This is a genomic window from Cupriavidus agavae, from assembly GCF_004217045.1.
GTDB lineage: Bacteria > Pseudomonadota > Gammaproteobacteria > Burkholderiales > Burkholderiaceae > Cupriavidus > Cupriavidus agavae.
In genome coordinates this window covers 583,769-603,121 of record NZ_SGXM01000001.1, presented here as the reverse complement: position 1 = coordinate 603,121, position 19,353 = coordinate 583,769, and the positions used below count along the sequence as shown (strand labels likewise).

Annotated in this window: 16 protein-coding genes; 11 read left to right on the top strand and 5 right to left on the bottom strand. The window is 66.4% G+C overall.

Annotation, left to right across the window (positions count from 1 at the left end; all coding sequences use genetic code 11):
* Nucleotides 1–40: 40 nt before the first annotated feature.
* A complete protein-coding gene (locus tag EV147_RS02775) occupies nucleotides 41–1,576 on the bottom strand; it encodes an aminotransferase-like domain-containing protein (protein WP_130389590.1) in 1,536 nt (511 codons plus the stop codon).
* A gap of 84 nt (nucleotides 1,577–1,660) precedes the next feature.
* On the opposite strand from EV147_RS02775, the gene EV147_RS02770 reads away from it, so the two are divergent.
* From EV147_RS02770 to EV147_RS02730, 9 genes are all read left to right on the top strand, one after another.
* Nucleotides 1,661–2,338 (top strand): VOC family protein, encoded by a 678-nt coding sequence (locus EV147_RS02770; RefSeq protein WP_130389589.1) that lies wholly within the window; start codon nucleotides 1,661–1,663, stop codon nucleotides 2,336–2,338.
* An 81-nt stretch (nucleotides 2,339–2,419) separates the two neighbouring features.
* Nucleotides 2,420–3,049 carry a LysE family translocator gene (locus tag EV147_RS02765; RefSeq protein ID WP_130389588.1) on the top strand — a complete coding sequence of 210 codons (630 nt, stop codon included), beginning with the start codon at nucleotides 2,420–2,422 and terminating at the stop codon, nucleotides 3,047–3,049.
* A gap of 123 nt (nucleotides 3,050–3,172) precedes the next feature.
* Complete coding sequence (locus EV147_RS02760; RefSeq protein ID WP_130389587.1) at nucleotides 3,173–4,141, top strand: DMT family transporter; 969 nt, start codon at nucleotides 3,173–3,175, stop codon at nucleotides 4,139–4,141.
* Between the two features lie 12 nt (nucleotides 4,142–4,153).
* A complete protein-coding gene (locus EV147_RS02755) occupies nucleotides 4,154–4,609 on the top strand; it encodes a RidA family protein (protein ID WP_130389586.1) in 456 nt (151 codons plus the stop codon).
* Nucleotides 4,610–4,692: 83 nt separating this feature from the next.
* The gene (locus EV147_RS02750) at nucleotides 4,693–5,880 is read left to right on the top strand and encodes an aminotransferase-like domain-containing protein (protein ID WP_130389585.1); all 1,188 of its coding nucleotides are present in this window, start codon (nucleotides 4,693–4,695) and stop codon (nucleotides 5,878–5,880) included.
* A gap of 47 nt (nucleotides 5,881–5,927) precedes the next feature.
* Nucleotides 5,928–6,572, top strand: a complete 645-nt coding sequence (locus EV147_RS02745) for a glutathione S-transferase family protein (RefSeq protein WP_130391176.1) — start codon at nucleotides 5,928–5,930, stop codon at nucleotides 6,570–6,572.
* Between the two features lie 127 nt (nucleotides 6,573–6,699).
* Entirely contained in the window at nucleotides 6,700–7,365 is a 666-nt protein-coding gene (locus tag EV147_RS02740) for a DUF1120 domain-containing protein (protein ID WP_157994658.1), read from the top strand.
* A 27-nt stretch (nucleotides 7,366–7,392) separates the two neighbouring features.
* Nucleotides 7,393–8,070, top strand: coding sequence for a DUF1120 domain-containing protein (locus tag EV147_RS02735; protein ID WP_130389583.1), 678 nt, complete (start codon nucleotides 7,393–7,395; stop codon nucleotides 8,068–8,070).
* A gap of 225 nt (nucleotides 8,071–8,295) precedes the next feature.
* Entirely contained in the window at nucleotides 8,296–8,973 is a 678-nt protein-coding gene (locus EV147_RS02730) for a DUF1120 domain-containing protein (RefSeq protein WP_130389582.1), read from the top strand.
* A 74-nt stretch (nucleotides 8,974–9,047) separates the two neighbouring features.
* On the opposite strand, the gene parC is transcribed toward EV147_RS02730, so the two are convergent.
* The 3 genes from parC to EV147_RS02715 all read right to left on the bottom strand — a co-directional run bounded on the left by parC (nucleotide 9,048) and on the right by EV147_RS02715 (nucleotide 14,351).
* Entirely contained in the window at nucleotides 9,048–11,372 is a 2,325-nt protein-coding gene (gene parC, locus EV147_RS02725) for a DNA topoisomerase IV subunit A (protein ID WP_130389581.1), read from the bottom strand.
* A gap of 134 nt (nucleotides 11,373–11,506) precedes the next feature.
* Nucleotides 11,507–12,313, bottom strand: a complete 807-nt coding sequence (locus EV147_RS02720) for a lytic transglycosylase domain-containing protein (RefSeq protein ID WP_130389580.1) — start codon at nucleotides 12,311–12,313, stop codon at nucleotides 11,507–11,509.
* 43 nt (nucleotides 12,314–12,356) lie between these two features.
* Entirely contained in the window at nucleotides 12,357–14,351 is a 1,995-nt protein-coding gene (locus tag EV147_RS02715) for a DNA topoisomerase IV subunit B (protein ID WP_130389579.1), read from the bottom strand.
* A 213-nt stretch (nucleotides 14,352–14,564) separates the two neighbouring features.
* Here EV147_RS02715 and EV147_RS02710 point away from each other — a divergent pair, with 213 nt between their 5' ends.
* Nucleotides 14,565–15,773, top strand: a complete 1,209-nt coding sequence (locus EV147_RS02710; protein WP_130389578.1) for an MFS transporter — start codon at nucleotides 14,565–14,567, stop codon at nucleotides 15,771–15,773.
* 147 nt (nucleotides 15,774–15,920) lie between these two features.
* On the opposite strand, the gene EV147_RS02705 is transcribed toward EV147_RS02710, so the two are convergent.
* A complete protein-coding gene (locus tag EV147_RS02705) occupies nucleotides 15,921–17,855 on the bottom strand; it encodes an ATP-binding cassette domain-containing protein (RefSeq protein WP_130389577.1) in 1,935 nt (644 codons plus the stop codon).
* Between the two features lie 497 nt (nucleotides 17,856–18,352).
* Here EV147_RS02705 and EV147_RS02700 point away from each other — a divergent pair, with 497 nt between their 5' ends.
* Nucleotides 18,353–19,288 (top strand): amino acid ABC transporter substrate-binding protein, encoded by a 936-nt coding sequence (locus tag EV147_RS02700; protein WP_130389576.1) that lies wholly within the window; start codon nucleotides 18,353–18,355, stop codon nucleotides 19,286–19,288.
* Nucleotides 19,289–19,353 lie beyond the last annotated feature (65 nt).

The window sequence follows — 19,353 nt, the reverse complement described above, 5'->3', positions numbered from 1 at the left end:
GGATCGATGGCGCAGGAAATAGGGTCGGAAGCGGTGTTTTTCAAGGCCCGGCCGTGCCCGAGCCGGACGGCAGCCCCGAAAGCCGCTCCATCTGGTCGGCCAGGAAGCGCAGCATGCCCGGATCGGCGCTGCTGGCCACGTTGAAGCGCGTCCACGTGGAAGGCATCTGCGACGGCGAGAACAGGCTGCCCGGCGCGAACAGGTAGCCTTCCTCGTGCCCGGCCGTAGCAATGGCGTTGGTATCCACGCCGGTATCGGCCCACATGTACATGCCGGCCACCTGCCCCGGAAAAATCCGGATGCCGAGCCGTTCGAGCCGAGCCCGGGTCTCGTCCCGGGCCCGTTCCAGCCGCACGCGCACGCGCTCGGTGTGCTTGCGGTAGTGGCCCTCGGTCAGCACCTTGTAGACCACGCGCTCGTTGATTTCCGGCGTGGCCATGCCGGTCACGAGCTTGCTGTCGGTCAGCGACACCGCCAGGTCCGGGCTGGCCGCGATGAAGCCCACGCGCAGGTTGGCGGCCAGCGTCTTCGAGAAGCTGCCCAGGTAGATCACGCGCCGGAGCTGGTCCAGGCTGGCCAGCCGGGTAGCCGCATGGCCGGGCGGGCAGAGGTCGCAATAGATATCGTCCTCGACGATCGTGAAGTCGTACTGCTCGGCCAGTTGCAGCAGCCGGAAGGCCCGGGCGGCCGACAGCGAGGTGCCGGTGGGGTTGTGCAGCACCGAATTGACGACGATCAGTTTGGGCTTGTGCGCCTGCGCAATGCGCTCCAGCGCTTCGAGGTCCGGACCATCGGCCGTGTACGGCACGCCAATCACGTTGGCCCCCTGCGTGGCGAAGCGCGCGAACATCACGAACCAGGCCGGATCGCCCACCACCACGGTATCGCCCGGCTGCAGGAACTGCCGCGCAATCAGGTCGAAAGCCTGCGTGATGCCCGATGTCATGACGATCTGGTCCGGCGTGACGCCGATCTCCAGTTCTTCCAGACGGGTGCGCAACTGCTGGCGCAGCGGCAGGAAGCCCAGCGGCGTGCCGCTCGACAGGAAATGCCCGCCCGGCTGCCGGCCCAGGCTGCGCATGGCGCCCGACAACAGTTCGCCGTCGAGCCACTCATTGGGCAGGAAGCCCCAGCCGGGCGCCTTGTGGCTCTCGGCCGAATGGAACATGCTGCGCAGCAGCCAGGTGACATCGACGTTGCGGATGGCCGGCGAGGTGGGCGGCGCCACCACCGACGGATGCGGCAGCCGGTCGCGCACATAGAAGCCCGAGCCGCGCCGCGATTCGAGGTAGCCCAGCGCCACCAGCCGCTCGTAGGCTTCCACCACCGTGAAGCGCGAGATCCCCTTTTCCGAGGCGAGCTGGCGGATCGACGGCATGCGCATGCCGGCCCGGAAGACGCGTTCGTCGATGCGCAGCCGCGCCCATTCGGTCAACTGCTCGACCAGCGTCATCTGGGCCGAGGGAATGGGGTCGGGCAGGTGCGCCCGGTCACCGGCCGGCATCACCAGACGCAACGGCCGTGTGCCGCCCGCGCCGCTTTCAGAATTCCCGCTATGCTTCTCGCTGCCGTCCATGTGGCGCTCCCGCAACTGTACTGAAGACGATTTGCTCAACTGTATCGGTACTGTACCGACTACCTTGACTACCATCAACCCGCCATGTCTCTTGCCATCGACCATCTCGTGATAGCCGCGCCCGACCTCGACTCGGGCGCCGACCATGTGGCCAGCGTGCTCGGCGTTGCGCCGCAGGCTGGCGGCGCCCATCCGCGCATGGGTACGCACAACCGCGTGCTGGGGCTGTTCGGCGGGATGTATCTGGAAGTGATCGCCATCGACCCGGCCGCCCCGGCACCCGAGCGGGCGCGCTGGTTCGGGCTCGACACCAAGCCCATGCGCGAGCGCCTGCGCGACGGCCCGTTCCTGGCCCACTGGGCCGCCCGGGTGGAGCGCCCGCACGACCTGTCGCGCTGGCAGGCGCAGTACCCGGACAAGATCGCCCCGGCCATTCCGATGGATCGCGGCGCGCTGCACTGGCGCCTGACCGTGCCCGGGGACGGCAGCCTGCCCGCCTGGCATGGCGAGGCGGCCAGCGCCGGCGAAGGGCTGTTCCCGACCCTGATCCAGTGGGACGTGCCGAACCATCCCGGCATCAGCCTGCCCCGGCAGGATCTGGTCCTGCGCCGCCTGCGCGGCCAGCATCCCCATGCCGAGTTGCTGCGGCAGGGGCTGGCATGGATCGGCGCCACCGCGCTGATCGATATCGAACAGACCGACGGCCCGCCGCTGCTGAGCGCCGACATCGACACCCCAGCGGGCATCAAGACCCTGCGCTGACATCATAAAAACGCCAAAGGAGCCCCCTCACATGTTCGCCCCTACCCTTCCCGACGACTGCCAGCCTGCCGCGTGACTGGCATGGAAACGTGGCTCACGGGTCTGTCGATGGCCCAGTTCCTGGCGTTGGTGACGCTGCTGGCGGTGGGCGCCTTCACGCCCGGCCCCAACACCACGGTGGCGGCGGTGACCGGCGCCAACTTCGGCTTCCGCGCCACGCTGCCGCACTGCGTGGGCGTGGCGATCGGCTTCGCCAGTGTCATTGCGCTGTGCGCCACGGGCGTGGGCGCGCTGGTGATGGCCAGCCCGGTGCTGGCCGCCGCCATCCGCGTGGCGGGCGTGCTCTACCTGCTCTGGCTGGCCTGGCGGATTGCGCGCAGCGCATCGCTGGCCGAGAAAAGCGTGCTCCGGCCGATGAACGTCTGGCAGTCGATTGCGATGCAGTACGCCAACATCAAGGCGTGGATGCTGGCGCTGGCCGTGGCGGCTTCCTATACCGAAGGAGCGCCGTCGCTGGCGCAGCGCGTGGTGCTGGTCAGCGTGCTGTTCGCCGCGTTCGGCTTCTTCAGCAATGGCGCCTACGGCGTGCTGGGCGCATCGCTGCGGCAGTGGCTGATGCACGGCAACCGGGTGCGCTGGTTCAATGGGACGATGGGGCTGGCGCTGGCGCTGACCGCCATCTGGATCGCCATCGCAGGCGGGAGGCACTAACAAAATGATTCTGGCGTCGTTGCGCGGCCTTGCCGTACCGCTTGTACTGTCTGCGGCCGCGCGCCTAGCCAGAAGCGCTGCGCTTCATTTTCTTAGCGCCTCCCAAACCAGCCTCTCAAGACGATGAATCCCCACTCCCATACCACGTCCGGCGGCATGCTGCTGGGCTTTGTCGGCGTGGCGATCTTCAGCCAGACGCTGCCGTTCACGCGCATGGCCGTGGCCGAACTTGATCCCACGTTCGTGGCGCTGGCCCGGGCCGTGATCGCCGCCGCGCTGGCCGTGGCGCTGCTGGCCGCGCGCGGGGCGCTGGTCCCGGCCCGGCGGCCGCGCGGGCGCCAGTGGCTGCGGCTGGCCGTGACCGCGCTGGGTGTGGTGGTCGGCTTCCCGCTGTTTTCGTCGCTGGCCATGCGCGAGGTGCCGGCCGGCCACGGCGCCATCGTGATCGGCTTGCTGCCGCTGGCCACCGCCGTGTTCGCCGCATGGTTCGGCGGCGAGCGGCCCTCGCCGGCGTTCTGGCTGTCGGCACTGGCCGGCAGTGCGCTCGTGGTGGGCTTTGCCCTGTGGCAGGGCGCGGGCGGGCTGCAGCATGCGGACTGGTTCCTGTTCCTTGCCGTGGTGCTCGGGGCGCTGGGCTATGCCGAGGGCGGCAAGCTGTCGCGCGAGCTGGGCGGACTGGAGACCATCAGTTGGGCGCTGGTGGTGTCGCTGCCGGTGCTGCTGCCCGTGGTGGCGTGGCTGGCCGTGGCGCAGGCGCCGGAAATCGGCGCCGCGTCGCCGCGTGCATGGCTCGGCATGGCCTATGTCTCGGTCTTCTCGATGTTCATCGGCTTTCTATTCTGGTATGCCGGACTCGCAAAGGGCGGCGTGGCGCGCGTAGGACAGATACAATTGCTGCAGCCGTTCCTCACGCTGGCGGGCGGCGCGCTGATCCTGGCCGAGCCCCTCGATGCCGCCACCGTCGCTTTTGCCGTGGCCGTCATTGCCGTGGTGGCCCTGGGCCGGCGCGCCGCCGTGCGCAACACCGCACCCGCCCCCGCACCAGCCCCCGCTGGAGAAACGCCCCCTATTCTTCCAGGACGCATTCACTGACAGGAGTCACGCATGTCCGTCTACGACACCCTTGCCCGCCTGGGCGTGGAACTGCCCACCGCCGGCGCCCCGGCTGCCGCCTACGTGATGGCCGCCACCACCGGCAACACCGTTTTCCTGTCGGGCCATATCGCCCGCAAGGACGGCAAGCCCTGGACCGGCAAGCTCGGCAAGGATATCGACACCGCCACCGGCCAGCAGGCCGCGCGCAGCATCGCCATCGACCTGCTGGCCACGCTGCATGGGCATATCGGTGACCTGAACCGCGTCACGCGCATCGTCAAGGTCATGAGCCTGGTGAATTCCACGCTGGAATTCACCGAGCAGCACCTGGTGACCAACGGCTGCTCCGAGTTCCTGGCCGAAGTGTTCGGCGAAAAGGGCAAGCACGCCCGCAGCGCCTTCGGCGTGGCCCAGATTCCGCTGGGCGCCTGCGTCGAGATCGAGATGATCGTCGAGATCGCCTGATATATATAGTGCAGAGACAGACGCCGGGTTGCCTGCCGGTCCGGCGTCCACGAAACAAGACTTACCCCACCACGAGACCAATCATGAAATGGGCCATCTCCCGCCGGGCACAGCAACTCACCAGCTCGGCCATCCGCGAAATCCTGAAAGTCACCGAGCGTCCGGAAGTCATTTCCTTCGCCGGCGGCCTGCCCTCGCCGGCGTCGTTCCCGGTAGCGGCCATGGAAGCGGCGGTGGCCCGTGTATTCGCCGATAACCCGCAGGGCGCGCTGCAATACGCCGCCACCGAAGGCTATCTGCCGCTGCGCGAGTTCGTGGCCCGCCGCTACAACGTGGGCGTCGAGCGCGTGCTGATCACCACCGGCTCGCAGCAGGCGCTGGACCTGATCGCCAAGGTCATGATCGATCCGGGCAGCCCGGTGCTGGTGGAAACGCCGAGCTACCTGGGCGCGCTGCAGGCGTTCTCGCTGTTCGAGCCCGAATTCGTCTCGGTGCCCACCGACGAGCACGGCCTGGTGCCCGAATCGCTGACCCCGGAACTGACCGCCAACGCGCGCTTCCTGTACGCGCTGCCGAACTTCCAGAATCCCACGGGCCGCCGCCTGCCGCTGGAACGCCGCCAGGCGCTGGTGCAGCGCGCGAAGGACCTGAACGTGCTGCTGGTCGAGGACGATCCGTACGGCGAACTGAGCTACACCGGCAACATCCTGCCCACGCTGCTCTCGATGAACCCGGACGGCGTGATCTACATGGGCTCGTTCTCGAAGATCCTGGCGCCCGGCATGCGCCTGGGTTTCGTGATCGCCCCGCCCGACCTGCATTTCAAGCTCTGCCAGGCCAAGCAGGCTTCCGACCTGCACACGCCCACGTTCACGCAGCGCATCGCCTACGAGACCATCAAGGACGGCCTGCTGGAGACCCACATCCCGACGATCCGCGAGCTCTACGGCAAGCAGTGCGCGTACATGCTCGACGCCCTGAAGCGCCACATGCCCGAGGGCGTGACCTGGAATGTGCCCGAAGGCGGCATGTTCATCTGGGTGGAGCTGCCCGAGGGCCTGGACAGCATGAAGATCCTGGAGCAAGCCGTCAGCCGCAACGTGGCCTATGTGCCGGGCGCGCCGTTCTACGCCGGCAACCCGCGCATGAACACGCTGCGCCTGGCCTTCGTGACGGTGCCGCAGGAGCGCATCGAGCAGGGCGTGACCATCCTCGGCGAGCTGTTCCGCGAGGCCATTGCCAAGGCCGCGCCGCACGCGCGCGCCGCCTGAGGAGGCTGACGACGATGCCGGCCATGGAACCGTACGAGCCGCAAAGCCTGCTGCGTATCTGGGGCCGGCTATCGTCGATCAATGTGCAGAAAGTGGTCTGGTGTGCACGCGAACTGCACCTGGACCACGAGCGCATCGACATCGGCCACCAGAAGGGCGAACTGGACACCGAAGCCTACATCCGCCTGAATCCGAACCGGATGATCCCGGTGATCGAGGATTTCCGCGACACCGACGTGGCCGGCGAGCCATTCGTGCTGTGGGAATCCAATGCGATCGTGCGCTACCTCTGCGCGCGCTATGGCGAGGGCACGCTGTGGCCCGCGGACGTCAAGACCCGCGCCTCGGCCGACCGCTGGATGGACTGGCAGACCACCGCCTTCAGCCCGGCCATGGTGCAGGCGTTCCTGCAGACGGTGCGCACCCCGGCCGACCAACGCGACGAGGCAGTCATTGCCGCCTCTTGCCGGCGCACCGAACCGCTGGCCGGCATGCTCGATACCGCCCTGGCCGATCGCGAGTTCATCGGCGGCGACCGCTTCACGATGGCCGATATCGCGCTGGCCTGCGCTGCGCACCGCTGGATGGGATCGCCCGTGGACCATCAACCCCGCCCCAATCTGGAACGCTGGCTCGAAGCCATGCGCGCCCGCCCCGCCGCCACCAGCATCCTGGTACTGCCACTGCAGTAAAACATCAGAATTTTCCGATTCAGAGATTTACGATTCAAGGATCCGAAATTTAGAGATTCGGCCATTCCTTCGGGACCGGCCGATGGCCAGAATGGAAGCGTCATTCACCTTGAAGAGGCTTCCCATCATGAAGAAAAACCTGATCTGTGCGACGGTGCTGCTCGCACTCGCGCCGCTGTGCGCAAGCGCGGCAGAAACGTCCGACCTGACCATCGGGGGCAAGATCCGGCCCGCGGCCTGCAATATCTCGCTGAGCAACAACGGGCTCGTTGATTTCGGGACCGTTCCCGTCAAGTCGCTGAACGCGTCTTCCGTCACGGAACTGGCGGAGAAAATCTTCGACCTCGCCGTAGCCTGCGACGACGCCACGCGGCTGGTGATCCACGCCAGTGACAACTACAGCAAGAAGGCGCAGACCGACGTCAAGGCGTTTCTCGGCGTGGCCGATGCCGGCGTGTCAGGCGTTGTCAGCGATAACGGTACCGCCGTGGGCGGCATGGTGTTGTATCCGCTTGGCGCCACCGGGGATGGAGAAACCGCCCTCACGCTCGACACGCGGGATGAAGGAAAAACCTGGAAGGAGCTGGAACCCACGGTCGCTATCGTCACATGGCCTACCAGCGACGACTACATGGGCTGGGGCGCGGTCGGAGCCACCAAACCGACCGCCTTCTCCACCATGACCCAGAGTTACAAGATCCGCATGGCCCTGGCTCCCCGGTCGAAGCTGCCGGCGTTCACCTCGGAACTGCCGTTCGTCGGCTCCGTAACGTTCCGCCTCATCTACATCTGAGGCCAGCGGTCTCGCTGGACACATCCCATGCATATCAAGAAATTTCTACAACTGGGTGCGCTAAAGGCTCTGCTTCTCCTGTCGCCGCTGGGCGCGCTGGCCGTGGAATCGTCGGATGTCTCGGTCAAGGGCAAGATCAAACCGACAGCGTGCGACATCGTGTTGAGCAACAGCGGAGTCATCGACTACGGCACCGTCAGCGCAACCTCGCTTAAGCAGAACACCGCCACGCAACTGCCGGATCGGAATTTCGATCTCACGGTGTCTTGCTACAAGCCGATGCGGATCCTGATCCATACCAAGGACAATCGCTTCAGGAAGCAGCAGAGCGAAGCGATGGATTTCCTCAAGGGCACGACCCAACGGTCGTCCGGCGTCGTCAACGACGCCGGTACCGCGGTCGGCGCGCTTCAGGTATTCCCCGCCGGTGTCATGGCTGACGGACACGCCGCGGCCAACGTCGAAACGACCAACGCCGGCAAGACCTGGTTCAAGGTGTACAACACCACGCCCATCATCACCTGGCCAACCAGCGATGACTACACGGGCTGGGGTGTCACTGGCGCGACCAAACCAAGCGCCTTTACCACCATGGTCCAGCGCTACACCGTACGGCTGGCGCTGGCTCCCAGGAAGAGCCTGCCGAAGCTTGTCGACGATGTACCGTTCAACGGTTCGATGACGTTCGCCATCGTCTACATTTGACGCCTGCGCGGTCGCGCACATCGCATGTTGTTTGGAGGGGAAGGCGGCAAGCCCTCCCCTTTCCCGTTTTGGCGTGGCGTGTGCACGCGCCGGTGCTGCCGGTGACCGACAGCCGACCCGGGCGATCCCGGTTCCTGGAGTCTTGAGGATTTTGAAGATTCTGCTATTAAGTTACCCCGGGGGAATGACAACAATATCAATGCAATTTCCCGGAAAACAGTCACCATGAAGACTTATCGCCCCCAACTGATGTCCGCACTGCTCGGGCTGCTTTCGCTTGTCACACTGAGCACCCCCGCCGCCGAAACCGCCGACCTGACCGTCAGCGGCGTGATCCGTCCCCCCGCGTGCAATGTCACGCTGGCCAATGACGGGGTGGTCGACTTCGGCATCATCAAGTCTCAGTCCTTGGACGATTCGCAGGCTAACAAGCTACCCAGGCACGAATTCGACATGAGTGTGTCCTGCAATGCACCGATTCGCATTGCGATCTACGCCAAAGACAATCGGCACAACCAGACGCAAACAGACGCTCAGAACGCGCTGGGAGGAAACGTGCAACGAACCTCTGGCGTGACGACGGAAAAAGGCGCGGCCGTGGGCGCGGTAGCGATGACGCCACTCAAAGGCACCGGCGACGGCGCGACTTCCTCGACGCTCCAGACCACGAATGACGGCAAGGCCTGGAAGACGTGGCCGAGTGGCGGCCAGATCGTCACGTGGCCTGGCAACGACGACTACTTCGGCTGGGGAAAGGCCGGCAAGTCCTCGCCCGCCGCGTTCACCAACATGACGGAGACCATCGGCGTCGATCTGGCCCTGGCGCCCCGGTCGAAACTGCCCGACCACGTCAGCCAGCACGAGTTCGACGCCTCGGTGACGTTCAAGGTGGTCTACCTCTAGCCAACTGCGCAGCCATAAAAAATGCCCCTTCAAGAGGGGCATCCTGGCAAGCTCCGCGCAGATAGCACGGGCCGCTACGCCTTCACCGGCTCCAGCTTCACTTCCTTGAGCCTCGGCTCGATGGCCTTGCCCTTGCGGGCGCGCTTGCCCACGTACGGCAGCAGCGTCTTGCCGGCGAGCTTCTGTGGCGGCACCTTGCCGCCGCGCAGGCCCGTGCCCGAGATCGTCAGTCCCGGCGCGCCCACGGCCACGGCCTGCTCCAGCGTTTCCCTGGGCTCCAGTTCCATCAGGATCACGCCCCGGCCGCCGGCCGACAGCACCTTGACCTCGTCCAGCCCCACCAGCAGCAGGCGGCCATTGGCCGAGAAGCAGGCCACGTGCGTGGCTTCCTCGCCGACCGGCGCCGGCTGCAGGATCTTGTCGCCCTCGTCGAGCGTCACGAATGCCTTGCCAGCCTTCTGGCGGCCGATCATGTCGCCCACCTTGGTCACGAAGCCATTGCCGCCCGCCGTGGCGATCAGCATGCGCTGCTCGGCGCCACCCGCGAACGTGTGGGCGATGTGCGAGCCCGCCGCCAGGTCGATCAGCGTGGTCACCGGCACGCCGTCGCCGCGCCCGCCCGGCAGGCCCGAGACGGCCACCGAATAGACCCGGCCGTTACTGCCGAACGCCAGCAGCGTATCGACGGTGCGGCATTCGAACGTGCCGTAGAGGCTGTCGCCAGCCTTGAACGTGAACTGCGACGGATCGTGGTCGTGGCCCTGGCGCGTGCGCACCCAGCCCTTGCCCGAGACGATCACGGTCACCGGCTCGTCCACCACCTTGACCTCGGCCGAGGCCCGGCTCGCTTCCTGGATCAGCGTGCGGCGCGGGTCCTTGTCTTCCGGGCTGTATTGCTTCGCGTCCTGCTCGATCTCCCTGATGATCTTGCGGCGCATCATCGTCTCGGATTTCAGCAGCACGTCCAGTTCGGCCTGCTCGTCTCGCAGTTTCGCCAATTCCTGCTCGATCTTGATCGCCTCCAGCCGTGCCAGCTGGCGCAGGCGGATTTCGAGGATGTCTTCGGCCTGGCGGTCGCTGAGCCGGAACGCCTCGATCAGCGCCGGCTTGGGCTCGTCGCTCTCGCGGATGATGCGGATCACCTCGTCGATGTTCAGCAGCACCAGCATCCGGCCTTCCAGGATGTGGATGCGGTCTTCCACCTTGGCCAGCTGGAAGCGCGAGCGCCGGGTCACCGTCTCGAAGCGGAACGCGATCCACTCGCGCAGGATTTCCTGCAGCCCCTTCTGGCGCGGCCGGCCATCGGTGCCGATCATCACCAGGTTGATCGGCGCCCCCGACTCCAGGCTGGTATGCGCCAGCAGCGTCTGGATGAATTCCTGCTGGTCAGTGTTCTTGCTCTTGGGTTCGAACACCAGGCGCACCGGGGCGTCCTTGCCCGACTCGTCGCGTACGGCGTCGAGCACCGACAGCAGCGTGGTCTTGAGCTGGGTCTGCTCGGGGGTCAGCGCCTTCTTGCCGGTGCGAATCTTGGGATTCGTAATTTCCTCAATTTCTTCCAGCACCTTCTGCGATGACGTACCCGGCGGCAGTTCGGTCACCACCATCTGCCACTGGCCGCGCGCCATGTCTTCGATGGTCCAGCGCGCGCGCACCTTGAGGCTGCCGCGGCCGTTCTCGTAGATTTGAGCGATTTCCGATGCCGGGGAAATGATCTGGCCGCCGCCTGGGTAGTCCGGACCCGGCATCAGCGCCAGCAGCTCGGCCAGCGAGATATTCGGGTTGCGGATCATCGCCACGGCGGCGCCGGCCACCTCGCGCAGGTTGTGCGGCGGAATCTCGGTGGCCATGCCCACCGCGATGCCCGACGCGCCGTTCAGCAGCACGAACGGCAGCCGCGCGGGCAACAGCTTCGGTTCTTCCTCGGAGCCGTCGTAGTTGGGCAGGAAATCGACCGTGCCCATGTCGATCTCGTCGAGCAGCAGCCGCGAGATTGGCGTCAGGCGCGCCTCGGTGTAGCGCATGGCCGCCGCGCCGTCGCCGTCGCGGGAGCCGAAGTTGCCCTGGCCGTCGATCAGCGGGTAGCGCAGCGAAAAGTTCTGCGCCAGGCGCACCATCGCGTCATAGGCCGACTGGTCGCCGTGCGGGTGGAACTTGCCGAGCACCTCGCCCACCACGCGTGCGGACTTGACCGGCTTGGCGTCGGCGCGCAGCCCCATGGCCTGCATCGCGAACAGGATGCGGCGCTGCACGGGCTTCTGGCCGTCGGCCACTTCGGGCAGCGCGCGGCCCTTGACCACGCTCACGGCGTAGTCGAGGTAGGCGCGCTCGGCGTACCGCGCGAGGGTCAGCGAGTCGGCCGGCTCTTCGGGCTGAAACGTAGTATCTGCTTGATCCATGGTGGGCAAGGGTGCGGCGCCCGGCCCCCGAACGCTCGGGGTGCCGTCCGCCGGCTGTTGCAATCAGCGTGGGATTCTAATGGAAGTGGATGGCGATGCCGCCGCAAATGCTGCGAAAAGCGTGGCGAACCACGTCAGGGCATCGGACGGCGCCCGCCGATCACCATCTTGACGCGTTCGGCGGCCACCCCTGTACGCAGCACGCGCGGGCCATCGGATGCTGCGGGCTGGTACAGCCGGTAGAACTCGAGCACGGTACTGACGTACTGGCGGGTTTCGGGGTACGGCGGGATCTGGTTGTTGTAGCGCTGCACCGCGCCTTCGCCGGCGTTGTAGGCCGCCAACGCCAGTTCGAGGTTGCCGGGGAACAACTGGGTCAGGAAGCGCAGGTAACGCACCCCGGCCGAGATATTGAGCTTCGGATCTGCCAGTTTCTGCTCGATCGAGCGCTCGCGGTCCGCCGCCACGCCGAAGCGCGCGCCGGTATCGGGAATGACCTGCATCAGCCCGATGGCGCCCTTGGGCGACACCGCGCCGGCATTGAAGCCGCTCTCCACGGCCATCACCGCCCGGACCAGCGCCGGGTCCACGTCGTGCGCGGCGGCCACGCGCTCGATGATCGGATCGACGCGCCGCAGGTTCGGGTGGTTCAGCATCACGCGGAACAACCGCTCGCGCTCGGGGCTCGACTTGCCTTCCAGCGACACCGCGCCGCGATGGCCCAGGTTGGCCGAATCGAACTGGCCGCCGTCTTTCATGAACAGCTTGTAGCGGCTGTCGAGCCTGGCATCGGCGAAGTGCGCCACGCCATCCTTGTCGATGTAGCCCCAGAGTTCGGCGTGGGCTGGCACGGCGATGCAGAACGAGGCGAGCACGGCGAACGCAGAAGCCAGGCGGCGGGCCTGCCCCTTCCATCGCGGTTGCCGTGTGCTTGTCTGCATCGTCGTTTCTCCAGATTTCCGGTATCGACCGAGCCGAAGCCGGTCAGATATCGGCCTCGACCTCGTTGCCCTTCTCTTCGAGCCAGCTACGGCGCTGCGACGCCTCGCCCTTGCCCATCAGCATGTTCATCATGCTGACGGTCTGCGGCAGGTCGTACTCGCCGAGCGAGACCGGCAGCAGGCGGCGGGTGTCGGGATTCATCGTCGTCTCCCAGAGCTGTTCGGCGTTCATTTCGCCCAGGCCCTTGAAGCGGGAGATCTGCCAGGCACCTTCCTTGACGCCATCCTTGAGCAGCTTGTCCTGGATGGCTTCGAGTTCGCCTTCGTCCAGCGCGTAGAGTTTTTGCGCCGGCTTCTTGCCACGTGCCGGAGCGTCCACCCGGAACAGCGGTGGCCGTGCGACATAGACATGTCCGAGATCGATCAGTTTCGGGAAGTGACGGAAGAACAACGTCAAGAGCAGGACCTGGATGTGGGCGCCGTCCACGTCGGCATCGGAAAGGATGCAGATCTTGCCGTAGCGCAGGTTCGACAGGTCCGGCTCGTCGTCGGGGCCGTGCGGGTCCACGCCCATTGCCACGGCGATGTCGTGCACCTCATTGTTGGCGAACAGGCGGTCGCGCTCGGTTTCCCACGTATTCAGCACCTTGCCGCGCAGTGGCAGGATGGCCTGGAACTCCTTGTCGCGGCCCATCTTGGCCGAACCGCCCGCCGAGTCGCCCTCCACGAGGAAAATCTCGTTGCGCGTCACATCGGTCGATTCGCAGTCGGTCAGCTTGCCGGGCAGCACGGCCACGCCGGAGCCCTTCTTCTTTTCCACCTTCTGCGCGGCGCGGGTGCGGGCCTGCGCCTGGCGAATCACCAGTTCGGCCAGCTTCTTGCCGAAGTCGACGTGGTGGTTCAGCCAGAGTTCCAGGGCCGGACGGCTGAACGTGGAGACCAGGCGCACGGCGTCGCGGCTGTTCAGGCGCTCCTTGATCTGGCCCTGGAACTGCGGGTCCAGCACCTTGGCGGACAACACGAACGAGGCACGCGCGAACACGTCTTCGCTCATCAGCTTCACGCCCTTGGGCTGCAGCGAGTGCATCTCGATGAAGCTCTTCACGGCCAGGAACAGGCCTTCGCGCAGGCCGGATTCATGCGTGCCGCCGGCCGGCGTGGGAATCAGGTTCACGTAGGATTCGCGCACCGGGGCGCCATCCTCGGTCCAGGCCACCACCCACGAGGCGCCCTCGCCCTCGGCAAACCCTTCCTCGCCGGCCACCTTGTCCGGGTCGGCGAAGTGCTCGCCCTCGAACATCGGAATCACCAGTTCGGCGCCGCTGCCCTGCGCCAGCGCTTCGACCAGATAGCCCTTCAGGCCCTGCTCGTACTGCCAGACCAGTTGCTCGCCGGTCTTCTCGACCACCAGCGTGACCTTGACGCCCGGCAGCAGCACCGCCTTGGAGCGCAGCAGGCGCTGCAGTTCGGCCATGGGGATCGTGGCCGAATCGAAGTATTTGGGGTCGGGCCACGCCTGGACGCGCGTGCCGTTCTTCTTCTCGCCGCGTTCGAGCTTGCGCGTGGCCAGCGGCTTGGTGACTTCGCCGCCATGCTCGAAAGTGAGCGTGGACTGCGCGCCATCGCGCCAGACGGTGACGTCGAGCCGGGTAGCCAGCGCGTTGGTCACGGACACGCCCACGCCGTGCAGGCCGCCCGAGAACGCGTAGGCGCCGCCCTTGCCCTTGTCGAACTTGCCGCCGGCGTGCAGCCGCGTGAAGACGATTTCCACCACGGGCACCCCTTCCTCGGGGTGGATACCCACCGGGATGCCCCGGCCGTCGTCTTCCACGCTGATGCTGCCGTCGCGGTGCAGCGTGACGAGGATCTCGGTGCCGTGCCCGCCCAGCGCTTCGTCCGAGGCGTTGTCGATCACCTCCTGCACGATGTGCAGGGGGTTGTCGGTACGGGTGTACATGCCGGGACGCTGCTTGACCGGTTCCAGGCCCTTGAGGACCCGGATGGAAGATTCGCTGTACTGACTGGATTTGCTCGCCATGGAGTTGTTACGGATAGTAGGCGGATAGAAGGTCTGGCGACCCTGGGGTCGGCCGGTTGCGCTGCATTGTAATGGATCGGGGGGCCGAAACTGGCCCGGGCAGGAAACCGGTGCCGGGAGTAAACTCTGTCGCCAGCCGCCGGAGCATCCCCCGCTCCGCCCAGGCGGCAGCGCCGGAAAAAGACAAGACAGAGACAATAACGAGCCCTCGACATGACCGACCGCAAACTTTCCCTGACCACCGTACTCGTGTGCGGCGGCCTTCTCGTCACGCTGTCCATGGGCATCCGGCATGGCTTCGGCCTGTTCAACATGCCGATCACCCAGGCGCACGGCTGGAACCGCGAGACCTTCGCCTTTGCGCTGGCGCTGCAGAACCTGATGTGGGGCGCCAGCCAGCCGATTGCCGGCGCGCTGGCCGACAAGTTCGGCGCCATGCGCATCATGCTGATCGGCATCGCCCTGTACGTGGCCGGGCTGGTCATCATGGCGCTGGCCACCAGCGGCACGGGCTTTGCCACGGGCGCGGGCGTGCTGATCGGCATCGCCCAGTCTGGCACCACCTACAGCGTGGTCTACGGGGTGATCGGCCGCGTGGCCAGCGCCGAGAAGCGCGTCTGGGCCATGGGGATTGCCGCCGCGGCGGGCTCGTTCGGCCAGTTCCTGATGATTCCGGTGGAGCAGTCGCTGATTTCCACGGCCGGCTGGCAGAACGCGCTGCTGATCCTGGCCTTCCTGGCCTGCTTCATGCTGCCGCTGGCGCTGACGCTGCGCGAGCCGAAGATGGTGGCCAGCACCGGCCCCCAGCAAAGCATCGGCGAAGCGGCCCGCGAGGCGTTCGGCAACCGCAACTTCCAGTTGCTGACGCTGGGCTACTTTGTCTGCGGCTTCCAGGTGGTGTTCATCGGCGTGCATCTGGCGCCATACCTGAAGGACCGGGGGCTGGTGGACATCAAGATCGCCACCGTGGCGCTGGCGCTGATCGGCCTGTTCAACGTGTTCGGCACCTATACGGCCGGCGCGCTGGGGCAGCGCATGCCCAAGCGCTACCTGCTCTCCACGATCTACCTGGCCCGCTCGGTGGTCATCGCCGGCTACCTGCTGCTGCCGCTGACGGCGTGGAGCACGTGGGTCTTCGCCGCGCTGATGGGCCTGCTGTGGCTGTCCACGGTGCCGCTGACCAACGGCATCATCGCGCAGGTGTTCGGGGTGAAATACCTGTCGATGCTGTCCGGCGTGGTGTTCTTCTCGCACCAGATCGGCAGCTTCCTGGGCGCGTGGCTGGGTGGCTTCCTCTATGACCGCACCGGCACGTACAACACCGTGTGGCTGATCGCCATCGCGCTGGGCGTGGTGGCGGCGCTGGTCAACCTGCCGATCCGCGAGCAGGCGCTGGTGCGGCCACAGCCGGTGGGGGCCTGACGTGGGCTGGGCGCGGGGTCTGGGCTATGTGGCGCTGGCCGGGGTGCTGGCGGCCGGCTTCCTCGCCTACCTGCAGCCGGGATTCATGGTGGATCTGACGAATATGGTGTTGGCCTGGTGCGGGTGAGCCGTTCCGCCTGACAGGTTTCAGCCGCCCTCGCCCTTCGTCTTCTTCTCCAGCACTTCCCACCGTTCCAGCGCTTCCAGCAGTTCCATCTCGATCTCGTCGTGGCGGCTGCCCAGTTCGGCGGCGCGGGCGGGGTCGGTGGCGTAGAGCGTGCCGTCCGCCAGTTGCCCCGAGATGGTTTTCTGTTCGGCTTCGAGGGCGGCAAGGCGCTCGGGCAGGCCGTCCAGTTCGCGCTGCTCCTTGTACGACAGTTTGACGGTGCGGTTGGCGCCACGGTTGACGGGCGTCACCTCCACAGGTTTCTGCTCGGCTTGCGCCTGTTTTGCCTGCTTGGCCTGTTTGGCCTGTAGTGCCTTGGCGCGGGCCGTCTGCTCCAGCCAGTCGGAATAGCCGCCCACCGATTCGCGCCACTGGCCGTCGCCTTCGGCGGCAATCGTCGACGTCACCACGTTGTCGAGGAAGGCCCGGTCGTGCGAGACCAGGAAGACCGTGCCGCCGTACTCCTGCAGCAGTTCCTCCAGCAGCTCCAGCGTGTCGATATCGAGGTCGTTGGTCGGTTCGTCCAGCACCAGCACGTTGGCCGGCCGGGCGAACAGCCGGGCCAGCAGCAGCCGGTTGCGCTCGCCGCCGGACAGCGACTTCACCGGCGACCGCGCCCGCTCGGGTGCGAACAGGAAATCGCCGAGGTAGCTCATCACATGCTTGCGCTGGCCGTTGACTTCCACCCAGTCGCTGCCGGGGCTGATCGTGTCGGCCAGCGATTTTTCAGGATCCAGCGATGTCCGCATCTGGTCGAAATACGCCACCTGCAGGTTGCTGCCGTTGCGCACGGTGCCGCTGTCGGGCGCCAGTTCGCCCAGGATCAGCCGCAGCAGCGTGGTCTTGCCCACGCCGTTGGGACCGATCAGGCCCACCTTGTCGCCGCGCATGATGGTGGCGGTGAAATCGCGCACCACGGGCTTGTCGCCGTAGGATTTCGACACATCGGTCAGTTCGGCCACGATCTTGCCGGAGCGGTCGGCCTGTGACACTTCCAGCTTCACATTGCCCTGCACCTCGCGGCGCTCGGCGCGCTCGCTGCGCATGGTCACCAGCCGCTGGATACGTGCCACGCTGCGCGTGCGGCGCGCTTCCACGCCCTTGCGGATCCAGACTTCCTCCTGCGCCAGCAGCTTGTCGAACTTGGCCTGCTCCACGGCCTCGTTGGCCAGCAGCTCGGCCTTGCGCACCTGGTAGGCCGCGAAGTTGCCGGGGAACGACAACAGCTTGCCGCGATCGAGTTCGACGATGCGCGTTGCCACACGATCCAGGAAGGCGCGGTCGTGGGTGATCAGCAGCACGCTGCCCCGGAAGCCCAGCAGCAGGTCTTCGAGCCAGCGGATCGCCTCCACGTCGAGGTGGTTGGTCGGTTCGTCGAGCAGCAGGATGTCCGGCTCGGCCACCAGGCCCTGCGCCAGTGCCACGCGCTTCTGCAGTCCGCCCGACAGCGCATCCACGCGCACGTGCGGATCGAGCCCGAGCCGGGCCAGCGTGGTTTCCACGCGGGTACGCAGTTGCCAGGCGTTGGCGGCGTCGAGTTCGGCCTGGACCTTGTGCAACTCGGCCAGCGTGGCCTCGTCGTGGTCGGTATCGAGCCTGGCCAGCGCGGCGTCGTACCGCAGCAGCAGGTCATGCGCCTCGCCCATGCCCTGGCTGACCGCGTCGAACACGGTAATCCCCGGCTCGAACTGTGGCTCTTGCGCCACATAGGCCGAGGTCACGCCGCTCTGGCGGGCAATCAGGCCATCGTCGGGCGCCGAGGCGCCGGACACGATGCGCAGCAGCGACGACTTGCCGGTGCCGTTGCGGCCGATCAGGCCGACGCGTTCGCCGGCTTCGAGCGAGAAATCGGTGTGGTCGAGCAATGCCACGTGGCCAAAGGCCAGTTGGGCATCGGTAATGGAGAACAGGGCCATGGTGCGAAGGAGACGGTAGGCGCGGGCCGGGTGTGGCGCGCAGGGGCGACGCCACGGGGCGCATGCGCGCGGAAGGCAGGCCGCGATTGTAAACGACTGGGGGCGGCGGGACGCCGTGCGCGGCGCCCGGCCAGAAAAAGAAAGGCCCGTTCGGCTGAACGGGCCCACAAGAGTCTCTCCTCGGTGCCCTGCTCGCAAGGCACGACTGAAGGATAGCCAGCGGCGTGGTGCGCCAGAAGTCGGACAAATCCGTAAGGGAAAGCCCCCGTCAACCTGCGGCGGATCAAAGCGTTGCGCGGCGGGGACGCCGAGCGCGGCCACTAGCGACGGCAGTTGTGCCGTGCCCGCCGGCCGTGGAACAATCTGCGCCATCGGTTTCTCCGACCGCACAACGACAGCAGCAGTACGAAAACGCAGTACCAGAGCCGGAACCATCCGGCCGGGGCGGACAACGCGCCGCCAGGGTTATTTCCTGACAATTTTCGACGGGTGTCTTCATGACCAATCTTGGCCTGCCGCGCCACGCCTCGTTCCGGGGCCTGGCGTCTGTCGTATTTTCCATTGCCATCCTGCTTGGCCTGCCCGCCGCTCCGGCGGCACAGGCCGCCGCGCCCAATTCCGTGGTGCTGCGCATCCAGCAGACTGGCGTCATCCGCATCGCCCACCGCGAAAGCTCGGTGCCGTTCTCGTTCGTGGCCGACGGCAAGCCGATGGGCTATGCCGTGGACCTCTGCCTGAAGGTGGCCGACGCCATGCGCACCCAGCTCAAGATGCCGCAGTTGCGCGTGGAATGGGTGCCGGTCACGCCAGCCTCGCGCATTCCGGCCATCGTCGACGGCAAGGCCGACCTCGAATGCGGCTCGACCACCAACAACCGCGAGCGGCGCGACCAGGTAGCCTTCACGATTCCGCACTACATCGCCGGCAGCCGCATGCTCGTGAAATCCGATTCGGGCATCCGCAAGTGGGGCGACCTGCGCGGCAAGACGGTGGCATCGACCACCGGCACCACGCCGCTGGCGATGCTGCGCAAGATGGATGAGTCCGGCGCGATGGGCTGGAAGGTGGTGGAGGCCAAGGACCATGCCGAGGCGTTTGCCATGGTGGAATCAGGCCGGGCGGACGCCTTCGTGATGGACGACGTGCTGCTGTACGGCCTGCGCGCCAACGCGAAGCACCCGGCGGCGCTGGCCGTCACGGGCGACCTGCTGACGATCGAGCCGTACGCGATCATGCTCTCGAAGCACGATGCCGAGTTCAAGAAGATCGTCGACCGCGCGCTGATTGCGTCGATCTACGATCAGGAAACGCAGAAGCTGTACCGCAAGTGGTTCCAGCAGCCGATTCCGCCGAACGGCATCACGCTCGACATCCCCATGAGCTACCTGCTGCGCGATTCGTTCAAGTTCCCGAGCGACAAGGTGGCCGACTGAGGCCGGAGCGACGTCCGACGTGCGAAGATAGCGGCTCGATACGTCCCAGCCGCCCTTCGCCCCCG

Coding starts and splice junctions, on each gene's coding strand:
- EV147_RS02775 (WP_130389590.1), bottom strand. CDS start 1,576: ATGGACGGCAGCGAGAAGCATAGCGGGAATTCTGAAAGCGGCGCGGGC.
- EV147_RS02770 (WP_130389589.1), top strand. CDS start 1,661: ATGTCTCTTGCCATCGACCATCTCGTGATAGCCGCGCCCGACCTCGAC.
- EV147_RS02765 (WP_130389588.1), top strand. CDS start 2,420: ATGGAAACGTGGCTCACGGGTCTGTCGATGGCCCAGTTCCTGGCGTTG.
- EV147_RS02760 (WP_130389587.1), top strand. CDS start 3,173: ATGAATCCCCACTCCCATACCACGTCCGGCGGCATGCTGCTGGGCTTT.
- EV147_RS02755 (WP_130389586.1), top strand. CDS start 4,154: ATGTCCGTCTACGACACCCTTGCCCGCCTGGGCGTGGAACTGCCCACC.
- EV147_RS02750 (WP_130389585.1), top strand. CDS start 4,693: ATGAAATGGGCCATCTCCCGCCGGGCACAGCAACTCACCAGCTCGGCC.
- EV147_RS02740 (WP_157994658.1), top strand. CDS start 6,700: ATGAAGAAAAACCTGATCTGTGCGACGGTGCTGCTCGCACTCGCGCCG.
- EV147_RS02735 (WP_130389583.1), top strand. CDS start 7,393: ATGCATATCAAGAAATTTCTACAACTGGGTGCGCTAAAGGCTCTGCTT.
- EV147_RS02730 (WP_130389582.1), top strand. CDS start 8,296: ATGAAGACTTATCGCCCCCAACTGATGTCCGCACTGCTCGGGCTGCTT.
- parC (WP_130389581.1), bottom strand. CDS start 11,372: ATGGATCAAGCAGATACTACGTTTCAGCCCGAAGAGCCGGCCGACTCG.
- EV147_RS02720 (WP_130389580.1), bottom strand. CDS start 12,313: ATGCAGACAAGCACACGGCAACCGCGATGGAAGGGGCAGGCCCGCCGC.
- EV147_RS02715 (WP_130389579.1), bottom strand. CDS start 14,351: ATGGCGAGCAAATCCAGTCAGTACAGCGAATCTTCCATCCGGGTCCTC.
- EV147_RS02710 (WP_130389578.1), top strand. CDS start 14,565: ATGACCGACCGCAAACTTTCCCTGACCACCGTACTCGTGTGCGGCGGC.
- EV147_RS02705 (WP_130389577.1), bottom strand. CDS start 17,855: ATGGCCCTGTTCTCCATTACCGATGCCCAACTGGCCTTTGGCCACGTG.
- EV147_RS02700 (WP_130389576.1), top strand. CDS start 18,353: ATGACCAATCTTGGCCTGCCGCGCCACGCCTCGTTCCGGGGCCTGGCG.